Annotated in this window: 12 protein-coding genes and 2 pseudogenes; 10 read left to right on the top strand and 4 right to left on the bottom strand. The window is 68.2% G+C overall.

Annotated elements, in window-relative coordinates:
• Positions 1-74 precede the first annotated feature (74 nt).
• From E6R60_RS30775 to pqqE, 7 genes are all read left to right on the top strand, one after another.
• On the top strand, positions 75-2,225 hold the full coding sequence (locus E6R60_RS30775; RefSeq protein WP_136329984.1) for a PQQ-binding-like beta-propeller repeat protein: 2,151 nt from the start codon (positions 75-77) through the stop codon (positions 2,223-2,225).
• A gap of 285 nt (positions 2,226-2,510) precedes the next feature.
• Complete coding sequence (locus E6R60_RS30785; RefSeq protein WP_136329986.1) at positions 2,511-3,503, top strand: ThuA domain-containing protein; 993 nt, start codon at positions 2,511-2,513, stop codon at positions 3,501-3,503.
• 303 nt (positions 3,504-3,806) lie between these two features.
• On the top strand, positions 3,807-3,944 hold the full coding sequence (pqqA, locus tag E6R60_RS30790; RefSeq protein WP_136329987.1) for a pyrroloquinoline quinone precursor peptide PqqA: 138 nt from the start codon (positions 3,807-3,809) through the stop codon (positions 3,942-3,944).
• An 11-nt stretch (positions 3,945-3,955) separates the two neighbouring features.
• The gene (locus E6R60_RS30795; protein WP_136329988.1) at positions 3,956-4,852 is read left to right on the top strand and encodes an MBL fold metallo-hydrolase; all 897 of its coding nucleotides are present in this window, start codon (positions 3,956-3,958) and stop codon (positions 4,850-4,852) included.
• Positions 4,849-5,607, top strand: a complete 759-nt coding sequence (gene pqqC, locus E6R60_RS30800) for a pyrroloquinoline-quinone synthase PqqC (protein WP_136329989.1) — start codon at positions 4,849-4,851, stop codon at positions 5,605-5,607. Before E6R60_RS30795 ends, pqqC begins: the two co-directional genes overlap by 4 nt.
• Positions 5,604-5,876 carry a pyrroloquinoline quinone biosynthesis peptide chaperone PqqD gene (pqqD, locus tag E6R60_RS30805; RefSeq protein ID WP_136329990.1) on the top strand — a complete coding sequence of 91 codons (273 nt, stop codon included), beginning with the start codon at positions 5,604-5,606 and terminating at the stop codon, positions 5,874-5,876. The genes pqqC and pqqD overlap by 4 nt, the downstream gene beginning before the upstream one ends.
• Positions 5,873-6,979, top strand: a complete 1,107-nt coding sequence (gene pqqE, locus E6R60_RS30810) for a pyrroloquinoline quinone biosynthesis protein PqqE (protein ID WP_136329991.1) — start codon at positions 5,873-5,875, stop codon at positions 6,977-6,979. Before pqqD ends, pqqE begins: the two co-directional genes overlap by 4 nt.
• A gap of 374 nt (positions 6,980-7,353) precedes the next feature.
• Here the strand turns inward: pqqE and E6R60_RS30815 are convergent, their stop codons facing one another.
• The 4 genes and pseudogenes from E6R60_RS30815 to E6R60_RS37610 all read right to left on the bottom strand — a co-directional run.
• Positions 7,354-9,144 carry a sugar phosphate isomerase/epimerase and 4-hydroxyphenylpyruvate domain-containing protein gene (locus E6R60_RS30815; RefSeq protein WP_136329992.1) on the bottom strand — a complete coding sequence of 597 codons (1,791 nt, stop codon included), beginning with the start codon at positions 9,142-9,144 and terminating at the stop codon, positions 7,354-7,356.
• A 19-nt stretch (positions 9,145-9,163) separates the two neighbouring features.
• The gene (locus E6R60_RS30820) at positions 9,164-10,039 is read right to left on the bottom strand and encodes a shikimate dehydrogenase (RefSeq protein ID WP_136329993.1); all 876 of its coding nucleotides are present in this window, start codon (positions 10,037-10,039) and stop codon (positions 9,164-9,166) included.
• Positions 10,036-10,314, bottom strand: a pseudogene (locus tag E6R60_RS37605) (type II 3-dehydroquinate dehydratase); the annotation flags it as partial. The gene E6R60_RS30820 and the pseudogene E6R60_RS37605, both read right to left, overlap by 4 nt.
• 213 nt (positions 10,315-10,527) lie before the next feature.
• Positions 10,528-10,722: pseudogene (locus E6R60_RS37610) on the bottom strand (type II 3-dehydroquinate dehydratase); the annotation flags it as partial.
• 139 nt (positions 10,723-10,861) lie between these two features.
• Between E6R60_RS37610 and E6R60_RS30830 the strand changes: the two are divergent.
• The 3 genes from E6R60_RS30830 to E6R60_RS30845 all read left to right on the top strand — a co-directional run bounded on the left by E6R60_RS30830 (position 10,862) and on the right by E6R60_RS30845 (position 13,417).
• Complete coding sequence (locus E6R60_RS30830; protein WP_136329995.1) at positions 10,862-11,530, top strand: TetR/AcrR family transcriptional regulator; 669 nt, start codon at positions 10,862-10,864, stop codon at positions 11,528-11,530.
• Between the two features lie 886 nt (positions 11,531-12,416).
• Positions 12,417-12,671: a hypothetical protein gene (locus E6R60_RS37985; protein WP_346766096.1), complete on the top strand. Its 255-nt coding sequence runs from the start codon at positions 12,417-12,419 to the stop codon at positions 12,669-12,671.
• A gap of 116 nt (positions 12,672-12,787) precedes the next feature.
• A complete protein-coding gene (locus E6R60_RS30845) occupies positions 12,788-13,417 on the top strand; it encodes an RNA polymerase sigma factor (protein ID WP_136329997.1) in 630 nt (209 codons plus the stop codon).
• The last annotated feature ends 356 nt before the right edge of the window (positions 13,418-13,773 follow it).

The raw sequence follows: 13,773 nt of genomic DNA on the forward strand, positions 1-13,773 counted from the left end.
CTCTCTCACCCTCGCCGTCCACCGGATCATCAGGCGGATCGGATCCGGCAGGGTCATGTCACGAAAGAGGGCTCATGGACCGACGCAGTTTTCTTGCCACAGCCGCGGCCGGCACGACCGCGGGCATCGCAGTTCTCAACTCGCCCGCCCAAGCCACTGAAGCCCGCACGGGAACGCTGGCAACGCCCGTGCCCCGACAGGCGTTCGAGGCGACAGCGAAGAACTTCCCCAAGGCCGGCGGCAACCTGGCCAACCAGAACTACTCGTCCCTCAAGAAGATCACCCCGCGCAACGTGAAGCAGCTCGGCGGGGCATGGCACATCAACCTGGAGGGCGGCGACACCGGCCGCGCCCAGCAGTGTGCCGTCGTCGCGCAGGACGGTGTGCTGTACATCGCCACCACGCAGCAGAACATCTTCGCCGTCAACGGGCGTACCGGCGCCGTCAAGTGGAAGACGAACGTCGGCACCGAGACCACCAACATGCGCGGGGTCGCCCTCGGGGAGGGACTCGCCTTCACCATCTCCGGCGCGAACATCATCTACGCCCTGGACCAGCGGACCGGCGCGGTCGTGTGGACCAGGGAGATGCTCATCGAGGACCAGGGCGACCCCGGTTGCGACCCCGCCAGCGGTCAGTGCGGCGGCAGCAAGGGAAGCCTCGCCGGGGCGGTCGTCTACTGGGACGGCATGATCTACGTAGGGACCCAGGGCAGTACCGCCGGCGCCCGAGGACGGGGCTACGCCCTTGACGCAGCCACCGGTGAAGTCGTGTGGACGTTCTGGGGGACCCCCGGGCCCGGCGAGTTCGGCCATGACACCTGGGAGGGCGACACCTGGAAGACCGGTGGCGCAGTGTGCTGGATCCACCCGGCCGTCGACCCCGAACTGGGTCTCGTCTACTGGACGTTCGGAAATCCGTACCCCCGCACCGATGGCTCCACCCGCGGCGGCGACAACCTCTTCGCCAACTGTCTGGTGGCCATCGACGCCAAGACCGGAAAGCGACGCTGGCACTTCCAGTCCGTGCATCACGACATCTGGGACTACGACGGCGTCATGTCGCCGGTGCTCGCAGACATCCAGATCGAGGGACGCAGGCGCAAGGTCGTCGTCTACGGCAGCAAGACCGGGATGTACTACATCCTCGACCGCGCCAGCGGCGACCCGGTGCACGGGATGGAGGAGCGGCCGGTACCTCAGCACGCACTGCAGAAGACCTCACCCACCCAGCCCTTCCCGGGTGGGGAGCCCTTCGTCGAGACCGAGCCGCGGATCGACAAGGCGACGCGTCCCGTGCCGTTCTACGCCACCGGCGGCGTCTTCGAGGTCCACTGGGACCGCCCCACCATCCTGTACCCGGGCGCAGGCGGCGGCGCGGACTGGTCGTCCCCGTCCTTCAGCCACCGCACGGGACTGGTCTACGTGGGCTACGGTCTGATCAACTCCGCCTACTCCAACACCCACGGCGGCCGGGTCAACACCGCTCGTCCGCTGGGCGAGTACTTCGCCGGCGGGGTCGTGGCCGTCGATCCCCGCACCAACAGGGTCTCGTGGCGTCAGGAGGGCGACTGGTCGCTCGCCCACGGCAACGGCGTCCTCAGCACAGCGAGCGGCGTGCTCTTCCAGGGGCGTCCCGACGGCGTGCTGACCGCCCTGGACGACTCCAACGGCGAAGAACTGTGGACCTGGCAGTGCGGCGCGGGTGTCAACACGAGCCCCATGACGTACGAAGTCGACGGCGAGCAGTACGTGGCCGTGCTGGCCGGCGGAAACGGTCTGCCCTACCCGGACATCCCGCGCGGCGACCACCTGTGGGCGTTCAAGGTCGGCGGCAAGGTCGGGCCCGCCCCCGCACCCACACCCCCGTCCAAGCGCAACCAGATCCGCACGGCGGCCGTCACGGGCGCGACCGCGGGAAACACCATCACCCTGGGACGCATCTGGGACAGCGCGAAGAACGCGCCCGGCGCCACCGAGAGCCTGGTGTCGCAGAACGCCATGTCCCCGCAGCACCTCGCCATCCCCCGGGGGACGACGGTCACGTTCACCAACCCGGCGGCCAACAAGTCCGCACACGGAGCGGTCGCCTTCTTCGAGGCCGAGTTCGACACCGGCCTGCTCATGCCGGGCGAGTCGTACAGCTACACCTTCAACACCCCCGGCGAGTTCTTCTACAACGACCCGATCTCCCCGCAGAGCACCGGCAAGATCGTCGTCTCCTAGCACCCGGCTCCCCGCAGCCGCCCCTGCCGCCGCGCGGATCGCCCGGGCCGGGGACGACGTCTGCCTGGCCACCGTCGCCATGCCAACGATCGCCCCAGCAGCCCACTGCTCCACGGCGCGCACGGCCCGACGGGCCTCCCGCCCCTCACCCCGCCGCCGGGGCGAACGCCTGGTCGGCACTCCGCGTCCCCGCGGCGTGAGCGCTACGCCCTGTCCAGCCACGCCCCGCCTGTCTCCGGCGTGCCGTTTTCCGGCGCGTCGCCTCCAAGAGAAGGAAACGCATCCATGTCAGGAAGAACGCTCCGAGCGAGAGCCCTGAGCACGCGTTCGGCGGTCCTCGCCACCCTGGGAATGGCCGTCGCCATGGTGGTGGCGCTCATCGCCACCGGCACTCTGAGCGTCGCCCACGGACGGATCGGGACCGGTGCCGAGGAACTGGGCGAACCGGACTACGGCGTCTGCCGCGGTCTCGATCCCGACTGCTACCACGACTGGGGCAACTTCGACCCCGCCAAGGGCTACAGGATCCTCCTGTACACCCGCACCGCGGGCCCTCGTCACGCGAACCTCGGCCCGGCGCTGGCCACCGGCCTCAACCCGCCACTCACCGACGCGAACGTGGTCCAGAAGGCCATGATCAAGCTGGGTGAGACCGGGGGCTTCCAGGTCGACTACACGGAGGACGTGGGGCAACTCGCCTCCCCCAACACCCTGTTCAAGTACAACGCGGTGGTCTTCTTCTCCACCAGCCGCGACGCGTTGGACGACGCCGCCCAGACCTCCCTGCGGCAGTACATCCGCGGCGGCGGCGGCTTCGTCGGCATCCACAACGCCTTCGGCACCGAGTACAACTGGCCCTGGTACGAAGGGCTGCTCGGCAACGCCAACTTCTACGACCACGGCGCTTCCCAGCCGGGAACGGTGCAGACCGTGGAGCGCAGGGACGTCTCCACCAAGGAACTGCCGGCGCGGTGGAACTTCACGGACGAGTGGTACAACCTGGTGCCCGCCCCCACCAGGGTCCGGGTGCTCGCCGAGGTCGACGAGAGCACTCTCGCCAAGGGAGTGGCCGGCAACTACAACCACCCCGGACACGGTGACAACCACCCCGTGGCCTGGTGCCAGTACTACGACGGTGGCAGGTCCTGGGTCACCACCCTGGGCCACGACGCCAAGGAATTCACCACGGACGGTTCCTTCGCCGGCGCCGCCGAGTTCCAGAAGCTGATCGTGGGCGGCATCCAGTCGGTTTCGGGGATCAAGCCCTTCTGTAAGTAGTCCGGGCTTCCGGGCCTCGAACGCGTCGCGGGCAACACGCCCGCACGGCGCCGGACCCGCGCCCCGATCCGACGGCCGCAAGCGCGTGGATCTGCCCCATCCCACCTCTTGCCACTGCTCCCCACCGTGTCTAGCGTAAGAAGCGAACCATCTAGCGGGACGAAGGAACCGTACAACGGATTCCAAGTGGTCCTGAACTGCCTTTGACGCAAGGATCCACCTACCCTCCGCCGGTGCCCGACACCTCGCCCCGGCGGCGCCTCGCCCCTCACTGATCTCACCTCATCCGAAGGGATTTCGACCATGCTTGAATCCAACGCATCTGCTCCGCAGGACCCGGTCACGTCCATCACCGCGACGGTGCCCACCTGGTCCTCTCCGGACTTCACGGTCATCGAGACCGGCATGGAAGTCACCGCCTACTACCTCAACGACCTCTAGCAGACGCCCCCGTGCTGCTGCTCACGCTGGGCACGGCAGCGGGTGGAGGAGTTCCCCAGTGGAACTGCGCGTGCCCCGGATGTTCCGGGGCACGCGCCCACCCCGGCCGGCGCCGCAGCCACGACTCCCTCGCCGTTCTCGGCGACGGCCGGTCATCGTGGTTCCTCCTCAACGCCGGTCCCGACATCACGGAACACATGGAGACGCACGCCCAGCTCCGCCCCGGCGCGGGCAGCGAGCGCACTCCCGTAGTCCGGATCCTGCTCACGGATGCCGAACTCGACCATACGCTGGGCCTGTTGCGACTCCGTGAGGCCCACCATCTGGAGATCTTCGCAACGCCACCCGTGCGCCGGGCGCTACGAGAGCGGCTGGCCCTGGACACTGTCCTCACTCCGTACACCACCCTCACCTGGCATGACCTGCCCCCTGCCGGGCACACTCCGGCGGTGGCCGCCGGAATCGAGGTGTCCGCCATTCCCCTGTCCACCAAACGTCCCCGATATGCAGCCGATGCCGTGGAGGACGACAGCTGGGTCGTCGCTGCCCGGCTCCACGACCCGGCCACCGGCAAGACGGCGATCTATGCACCGGCGCTCGCGGCCCGAACCGAGGAGTTCACGAAGGAGGCCGCCGGGGCCGACTGCGTCTTCGTCGACGGAACGTTCTGGGACGACGAGGAGCCCAGGCGCCTGGGCATATCCGCCAGGACCTCCAGCGGCATGGGACATCTGCCGATCGACGGCCCCGGCGGAACGGCCGAGTGGCTGACACGGCTGCCGGCCCGCTGCCTTTACACCCACCTCAACAACACGAACCCCCTGGTCGACCCGTCTGCCCCGCAACACGGCGTCCTCTCCGGGCTGGGGCTTGAAGTGGCACAGGACGGCATGGTGATCGAACTATGACAACAGCACCCGCACGGCCGGCCCAGGCCGCGGAATCCACCGAGTGGCCGGACAACAATCCCCTGCCACCCGCAGCATTCGAGCACGAACTGCGGGAACTCGCGCGGCGCCGCTACCACGACACCCATCCGTTCAACGTACGGATGCACCAGGGCGGGCTCAGCCCCGCCGAGCTCCGGACCTGGGTCGCCAACCGGTTCCACTACCAGCGGAGCATCCCGGTGAAGGACGCCCTGATCCTCGCCAAACTGCCCGAGCCGGCCATGCGCCGCTCCTGGCTGCGCAGAATCCAGGATCATGACGGCCTGGCGGATGGCGAAGGCGGTATCGAGCGCTGGCTGCGGCTCGGCGAGGCGGTCGGCCTCGACCGCACGGAACTGGAATCGGGCGGTTCCGTCCTCCCGGGGGTGCGTTTCGCAGTCGACGGCTACGTGAACTTCTGCCGGCTGAGCCCCGTTCTGGAGGCCGTGGCGTCCTCGCTTACAGAACTGTGCGCACCCAACATCATGCTGACCCGTCTGGAGGCCTTCCCCCGTCACTACCCGTGGATCGAGGAACCGGGCCTCGCCTACTTCCGCAGCAGAGTTCCGCAGGGGCGCCGCGACGGTGTGGAGGCGCTGAACTGGGTCACCGAGTGGGCGCGGACCCGCTCCGAACAGCTTGCCGCACTGTCAGCCCTCTCCTTCAAGTGCGACATTCTGTGGTCGCTGCTGGACGCCGTGGAGCACGGGAGCAGGCCGGGGAGCGCAGCATGACGACACCCGATCCGGATCGCTGGTGCCCGCGTCCGGCTCCCGCCGTCCTTTTTCGGCACGACCGCGCGCGCGGCAATCACGTCCTGCTGATGCCGGAGCGCGTCGTCGTACTGACGGGCAGCGCCCGGCACGTGGTGGAGCTGTGCGACGGAACGCGAACGGTCGCCAGGATTACCGAAGAGCTGCGGGAGCGCTTTCCCCAAGCTCCCGTCGACACGGAAGTGGGTCCGTTCGTGGAACGGATGCGCAAGGAAGGCTGGATTCGTTGAGCACGATCACACCCCCCTGGGGTCTCCTGGCAGAGCTGACGCACGCCTGTCCGCTGCACTGTGGTTACTGCTCCAACCCTCTTGAGCTGACACGCCGCTCCCGCGAACTGTCCGCCGAGCACTGGGTGGACGTATTCCGGCAGGCTGCGGATCTCGGCGTTCTGCAGACGCATCTCTCCGGGGGCGAACCGCTGCTCCGCAAGGACCTCGAGGCCATCGTCACCGGTGCTGAGGAATCCGGCGTCTACACCCAGCTCGTCACCAGCGGATCAGGACTCACCGAGGACCGTCTCCGCTCTCTGACCGGCGCGGGACTGCGCAGCGTACAGCTTTCGGTGCAGCACGCAGACCCCGAAGCCTCGGACCGTATCGCGGGCAGCCCGGCGTTCGCCGCCAAGGAGACCGCAGCGGCGCTCGTCACCGAGGCAGGGCTGCCGCTGGGCGTCAACGCCGTGCTGCACCGTCACAATCTGGATGCCGTCGACGGTCTCGTGGAGCTCGCCCTGCGCTGGGGAGCGGACCGCATCGAGCTTGCCAACACCCAGTTCTACGGCTGGGGCCTTCTCAACCGGGAAGCGTTGATGCCTGGCCGTGACCAGCTCGCCCGTGCGGTGGATTCCGTCAACAGGTGGCGTGAGCGGCTGGAGGGAAGCCTGGAGATCGTCTGGGTCGCGCCGGACTACTTCGACGGGGTGGCCAAACCCTGCATGGGAGGGTGGGGAGCCGTCTCCCTCACCGTGGCCCCTGACGGCACTGCCCTGCCGTGCCCTGCGGCGGCCACCCTGCCTGGACTCGAACCGGTCAACGTCAAGGACCACCCCTTGCGCTGGATATGGGAGGAGTCCAAAGCGTTCAACCTCTACCGGGGCACCGACTGGATGCCTTCACCGTGCCGGACCTGCGAACGACGCACCCAGGACTTCGGCGGGTGCCGCTGCCAGGCTTTCGCCCTCACGGGCGACGCCACCCGCACCGACCCGGCCTGCTCGCTCTCCCCCGACCACACGGCACTGACGGCCCTCACCCACTCCGATCCCGGCAAACTGACCGACGTGACCCCCCGCCGACCGACCACCGGCCCGCGGTCCGCCGCCCACGCCTGACCCCCAGGAGCCCGCGCCTGAGCGCGTGGCGCTTCGGCTGGAAGCACCGGCTGTTCGAGCCTGGAACCCCAGCGATCACCCGAGCCGCCGGATCACGTGGCTGACACCCGATGTGATTGCTGAATTCGTACCCGGAAGCGCCCCGTTGTGACACAAGTCGTGTCGGACCGCGCTTTCGGCTCTTCGTCACCAGCGATGACCACGAGGGGTGACACGCACGTCGGTCTCTGCCGAACCGGCGTGGGCCGCCCTCGTCCGTCACCGGCAGTGGCTGTCTGCCGTTGTCGGCCCGAGCCATCCGACGAACACCACGCGGAGGTCGTCGGGAGGTCAGCTCACGACCCTTTTTCGACACACACCAGTGGCCGGCCCGGTCACACCTGCATCTGAGCGTGCTGCGCGGTCAGGCGCACATGGGCGCTCTGCTCACCGAAACCCGCGTACTCGCTGTCGCGCTGGACGACTTCGAAGAACACGTCCCCGATGGTCCTGGTGTAGAAGTGGCGGAACTGACTGCCGCGCTCGTCGCAGTCGTAGAGAATGCCCAGCGCACGGTAGGTGTGCAGTTCACCGGGGCCGAATTCGTAGCGCGCGGCAAGGTCGTCGTAGTAGTTGTCCGGAACCGGCAGAAGATGCCCCGCGGCGCCGATCCGCCTCGCGGCAGCGACGATGTCGTCGGTTGCCAGCGCGATGTGCTGGGAGGCGCGATGAGAGGCGCCCGGCGCAGGGTCGATGCTCAGCGCGATGCGCACGGAATCGTCCTGGTTGCTGACCGCCCTGCTGCGCCGCAGGCCGTACGGGTCGGGGACATCGACGCTGCCGTGCGGCCGGAGCCCGATCACGCTGCGGTAGAAAAGAAGCGCCTCGTCGTACTGGTGCCACGGCTGGGTGAGCGCGACATGATCAATACCCGTGACGGGCCCGGCCTGAGCCGCCGAGCCCCCTACGGCGGCGAAGTCGTCGAGCCAGTCGGGCAGATCCTGCCGGCCGGACGCGCAGAAGAAGAGCTCGGTCCCGTCCGGGGCTGCGACTGCCTCCAGCAGGACGTCCGTGCGGGCGCGGCGGCGTGGCAGAACCGGCGCGCCAAGAGACTCGGCCCGCTTGGCCGCAGCCCCCGGGTCGGGGGACTCGATGCCGAGGGCCGCGAGGCGAGGCCCGCTACCGCCGGTAGCGGGTTCCGTGTTCACCAGGACGCGTGCAGCGGCCTGTTCCCAGAGGTCGACGGGCTTGAACCGATGTTTTCCGGTGCGCGAGAACCCCAGCGCCTGGAGCAGGACGGTGACCGGCTCCGTATCCATGGTGACCAGTTCGGCAAAGGCGATTCCGGTGGGAGCGACGGCGGCGGGAAGCTCCAGCACGCCGGCGGCCTCCTGCAATGCGGTGAGGGAACGCCTCGCGTCGATAGCGGTGCTGCCGGAGTCGGCCTGGCGGAACACGTCGTTGAAGACTTCCAGCGACAGCGGACCGTCGTATCCGGTCCGGACCACGGACCGGACGAACTCCGCGAGGTCGAAGTCGCCCTGGCCCGGAAAGAGCCGGTAGTGGCGGCTCCATTGCAGGACATCCATCCCCATGAACGGGGCATCAGCGAGCTGAACGAAGAAGATCTTCTCGCCGGGGATCGCGGCGAAGCCCGCCGGGTCCGAACCACGGGCCAGAACATGGAAGCTGTCGAGACAGATACCGAGAGCGGGGTGGTCCGCTGACTGGACGATGCGCCAGGCGTGGTCGTAGGTGTTGACATGACGTCCCCACGCCAGCGCCTCGTAGGCGACGCGGATGCCGTACTCGTCCGCCAGTCCGGCCAGTTCACGCAACTGTGCCGCGGCCAGGGCATCGTCGTCACGGGCGTGTACGGAGACGTTGGAACACGCCAGGACGGTGTCGACGCCGAGTCGGCGCATGACACGGAACTTGTGCTCCGCCCGGCGCATACTTCGGGCGAACGCGTCGGGGGACAGACCTTCGACATCCCTCATCGGCTGATAGAGAAGCAGTTCGAGACCCAGGTCCGCCGCGCGTTCCCTCACCTGTTCGGGTGCGAGTGGACTGCCCAACAGGTCGTTCTCGAAGATCTCCACGCCGTCGAACCCGGCACGGGCTATGGCATTGAGTTTCTCGGTCAGACTTCCGCTCACGGAGACGGTGGCGATGGACGTGCGCATCGTGATCCTTCTTCTGGCTTCAGCTGCGTGGACCGGGGACCCTTGCGAGGTCGGTGACGTCGGTGAGCATGCGTTCCACATCGGGTTCGCGTCGGGTGAAGAACCGGAAGGCGTCCGCGGCCTGCAGCGCGACCATCCCCGATCCGTCCAGCGTGGTGCAGCCCAGTGCGCGCGCCTCGGCGAGCAGTCGTGTCTCCAGCGGGCGGTAGACGACTTCGGCTACCCACAGCCCCGGGTGGAGCAGTTCGGGGGCGAACGGCGTCCCGGGATGCGCGCTCATCCCGGTCGGGGTGGCGTGCACGAGGCCGTCGCAGCGGGCCAGTTCCCGGGCGAGATCCCGTGGACCGCCGGCGACCACGCGTTGCACGGGAAATCTGGCGTTCAATGAGGCCGCTAGGGAACGGGCCCGCGACTCGTCCGTGTCAACCAAAGTCAGACGGACGGTACCGAGCGCAAGCATGGCGTGGGCGACGGCCGCGCCTGCTCCGCCGGCTCCGAGCTGGACCACGTGCGAGACGGGTGCACCGGGCAGCCCCCGGATGAACGCCGCGCCGAATCCTGTGACATCGGTGTTGTGCCCCGTGGCCAGACCGTCCCGGAAGACGATGGTGTTCACGGCGCCGAGCGCGTCCGCCTGCGGGTCGAGAGCATCGAGGTAGGGGATGACGGTCTGCTTGCAGGGATGGGTGATGTTGAGTCCGTCATACCCGAGGTCCCGGGCCGCTCGTACGAGCTCTCCCACTCGCTCGGGGCCGCCACCCAGGACATCCAGGTCCAGCAGCTTGTACAGATAGCGCAGACCCTGCCGGTCCGCCTCGCGCTCATGCAGAGCGGGGCTGAGCGAGGTGGTGATGCCCGCACCGATCAGCCCCACCAGATACGTACCCGCAGTCACCGTGCTCCCCCGCCGGTCAACCGTGCCAGTCGCGTCAGCGCGAAGACGTACCCGTCCGTGCCGGCCCCGCAGATCACGACGTCCGCCACCCCCGACACGTAGCTGTGGTGACGGAACTCCTCACGTCGGTGAATGTTCGTCAGATGGACTTCCACGACCGGGCGGTCCACCGCCGCCAGAGCGTCGCGGATGGCAACCGAAGTGTGGCTGTAGGCACCCGGGTTGATCACTATCCCGGCGAACTCGGTGCGTGCTTCGTGAATGGCGTCGACTAGGGCGTGTTTCGAAAGTAGCGCCGTCCGCCCGGAGGGCGGGCTCGGCGGCGTCTGGTGCGTGCGATCGCAAGGCGGAGGGTCGCCCCGATACTGGCTGTATCGGGGCGACCCCGACAACGCGGCGAGCAATGGGGTCTCCCCTGCTCGAGCGAAGCCGAGAGCTCGGGGAAGTGCCAGGCGTCGCCGAGCAGGCGGGACTTTCGAAACACGCCCTAGGCCGCCCTCATGGTTGCTCTGTCTGCACTCGGCTTCCAGTCCGTTGGCAGCCGCGGTGTCCCGGCAGAGCTTCTCCACATCGGCGAGGGTGTCGCTGCCGTACAGGGCGGGCTCACGGGTGCCGAGCAGATTGAGGTTGGGCCCGTTGAGCACGAGCACCCTCCCGACCGCCCGTGCACGGGTCAGGTCCATCACGCCTCCGATAACGTACGAACCAGTACGTTACTTATAGCAAGAGTCCGCCCTGGCGAGAAGCCCTGCGCCGAAGGTTCCGGGCACGGCCTGCTCCTACAATCACAGGACACCCTCGACGCACCGGAGGAACCAGGGCATGCCGAGCGCCCAGAAGCCAGCGCCCGCAGAGCGTCAGCGCGACGCGGCCCGCACCCGGGCGGAAATTCTCGCGGTAGCGACCAGAGAGTTCGCCCGGGACGGTTACGCAGGCGCACGGGTCGACAAGATCGCCGACCTGACCCGCACCACGAAGCGGATGATCTATTACTACTTCGGCGGCAAGGAACAGCTCTTCACCGCGGTACTCGAAGCCGCCTACTCGGAGATCCGCCAACTGGAAGGCGACCTGGACGTCGAACATCTCGACCCGGTCGCCGCCACCCGCCGGCTGGTCGAGCTGACCTTCGACCACCACGAGGCGCACCCCGACTTCATCCGGCTCGTCAGCATCGAGAACATCCACGAGGCGGAACACATCACCGGCTCCGGGAAGTTGAGCCGTCTGGGCTCCCCGGCAACCGACGTGCTCCAGCGCATCCTGGAGTCAGGACGGAAGGCGGGGCTGTTCCACGCGAACGTCGACGCCATCGACGTACACGCGATGATCAGTTCGTTCTGCTTCTTCCGCGTGTCGAACCGCCACACGTTCGGCGCCCTCTTCGGCCGCGACCTCGTCGCTCCTGACAGCCGGGACCACTACCGGAACATGCTCGCGGACATGATCTGCGCTTACCTCACATCACCGCCCGCACGCAGCGACACATAGGAACGGACACAGCGGCACATCGGGAACTGCTTCAGATCATGAGCCTTCGCCCGCGGGGCTCGCGCGACGGACCTCTCGGCGTAGGGCGTCCGAGGGTTGGCGGGCGCTGCCGGCTCACTGCCCACAGCATCCGCACAGTCGTCGTCGATCATCAGGGCCCCGCCATCCCGCCCGGCATGGGCCGAGCGCCAGCCACGAGGCATCTGGGCCCCACCGCCCGCGCTGGAAACGAGGCTGTTCGACGAACCCGTACAACCGGCCGTATAGAGCCGGATGGCGCCCGCCGGCCCTGGGACTTCTCTGGGACTTCCGGCCCCATCAAACGGCACGCGCTTGTCATAGCCGAAAGGTCATTCGCGCAGGTCAGCGACCGTCAGCTGCTCATCGCGGCAGGTCACCGCGCTCGCTGGCCTCTTCCGGGATATCTGAAAGCCTGCACTCACGGCATCGCCACACCCCTCCTGACCTGCGCGAATGCGTGGTGATGTGGGGTGTGGCGGTGTCTCTGGGACTGTTCCGGGACTTTGAACCAGGAGCGACGGCTCCCCTCTCCCGGCCGGGTAACCGCAGGTGCCGTCCACGCGGGCACCGGTCTCGCAGTGACGTTTACGGGCACGGCTTCGCTTGGTTGGGGGAGGGACCGAAAGGGGTCCCTTGCCGGGCGTTCGCATGAGGCTCCCGGAGATGATGGCTGGGGGTTGCGGTGGGTTCGGGTGAGGACCAGAGACGTCTCTTGTCAGCCGGTGAGATGCGCGTGGGGGTGGCGGAGTTCGTACGGCGGGTGACAGCGCGGAACCGGTTGCCCCTGGACTACTCGGTGGCGAGCCTGCGTGTGGTGGACCGCATCACCGACGGGCTCCGACGTGCCGGGCCGGAGGAACGGAACGTGGCACGTGAACTGTTCTGGCTCGGGGCTTACGCGGGCGAGGTGTTCGTCCGGAGGGCCGGCGCGCAGTGGGTGGATTTCGACCGGGGCCAGCAAGAGCTCTTTGGTCAGGTGGTGGGTGTCCGGATGCCTGACGGGCGGGTGTGGAATCCGATCGGGAAGGTGGCCAAGCGGTTCGTGGCCGGTCAGGAGGAGTCCGTGCAGCAGTTGTACTTCCTTCTCCATGGCCGCGTGCCGATGAGGGCCGCGCGGTGAACTCACGTTCTGGTCCGGGGGCGGCCGATGAAGCGGTGCTTCCGTTTACTGTGACGTTTCTGTGTGTCAGGACGCAGAGGGAAGGGGGCTAATGCTGGACGATCGAAGAGGCACGTGTGGGCAGGGGCGGGGACCGGCGTCGTGAGCAGGCGTACGACGTGGAGCTCAGGAGGGCTGTATCGCTTGCTCAGCAGGGGGATGAGGACGGGTTCGCCACGGCGTACCGGCTGGTGCATCCGGGCCTGCTCGGATACATCCGTGGGCTCGTCGGGGACGACGCGGAGGATGTGGCGTCGGATGCCTGGCTGGAGATCGCCCGAGACCTGGGGCGTTTCCGCGGCGATGGCGCGGGATTCCGTGGCTGGACAGCGACCATCGCCCGCCATCGGGCTCTGGATCACCTGCGCAAGCAGAAGCGAAGGCCCCGGGCGGCCCTGATCGAGCAGGATGTGCTCGCACTGCCCGGGCGGGCCGACACGGTCGATGCGGTGCTGGAATCGATGTCGACGAAGTGGGCACTGAGACAGATCCGCGAGCTACCGCCGGACCAGGCGGAGGCTGTTCTACTGCGGGTGGTGGTGGGGCTGGGCGGGCCTGCCTCGGCTCGGGTGCTGGGCAAGCGGCCCGGGGCGGTGCGGACCGCTGCCCACCGTGGGCTGAAGCGGCTGGCGGAGCAGTTGGCCTCGGACAGCAGCCCGGAGCGGACGGCAGACGTCGCGCGGAACCCCGTGAAGGATGAGACATGAGTCGCAAGACGGAAGAGACGGATCCCGGGCTCGTCACACCCGGGATCGAGGCGCTCGCGGATGCGGTGCGAGGCGATGTCGGAGCCGCGGGTGTCGAGCGTGCGCTCGCGGCCTTCCGGGAGGCCGGTAGCGCGGGGGCGGGGGCGGCCTGGTTCAGGCGCCGGAGGCGCGACGACTGGCGTCCTGTCCGCCACACGTTTCCCACACGTGTTTCGTTGCGGGCGGCTCTGGGCGTCGTGCTTGCCGGCGTGACGCTGGGCGGGGTGGCGCTGGCCGCCGGCACAGGTGCGCTCCCGGACCCGCTCGCGCCGGGCGGAACCCCTGAGCCTCGAACGGGAGTGCGTCCTCCGCACCAT

This window comes from Streptomyces sp. A0642, assembly GCF_004795105.1.
Classification (GTDB): Bacteria; Actinomycetota; Actinomycetes; order Streptomycetales; family Streptomycetaceae; genus Streptomyces.

Excerpts from the sequence above, each read along its gene's own strand:
- E6R60_RS30815 (WP_136329992.1), bottom strand. The coding sequence starts at position 9,144 with ATGCGCACGTCCATCGCCACCGTCTCCGTGAGCGGAAGTCTGACCGAG.
- pqqA (WP_136329987.1), top strand. The coding sequence starts at position 3,807 with ATGCTTGAATCCAACGCATCTGCTCCGCAGGACCCGGTCACGTCCATC.
- E6R60_RS30785 (WP_136329986.1), top strand. The coding sequence starts at position 2,511 with ATGTCAGGAAGAACGCTCCGAGCGAGAGCCCTGAGCACGCGTTCGGCG.
- E6R60_RS30775 (WP_136329984.1), top strand. The coding sequence starts at position 75 with ATGGACCGACGCAGTTTTCTTGCCACAGCCGCGGCCGGCACGACCGCG.
- pqqC (WP_136329989.1), top strand. The coding sequence starts at position 4,849 with ATGACAACAGCACCCGCACGGCCGGCCCAGGCCGCGGAATCCACCGAG.
- E6R60_RS30830 (WP_136329995.1), top strand. The coding sequence starts at position 10,862 with ATGCCGAGCGCCCAGAAGCCAGCGCCCGCAGAGCGTCAGCGCGACGCG.
- pqqD (WP_136329990.1), top strand. The coding sequence starts at position 5,604 with ATGACGACACCCGATCCGGATCGCTGGTGCCCGCGTCCGGCTCCCGCC.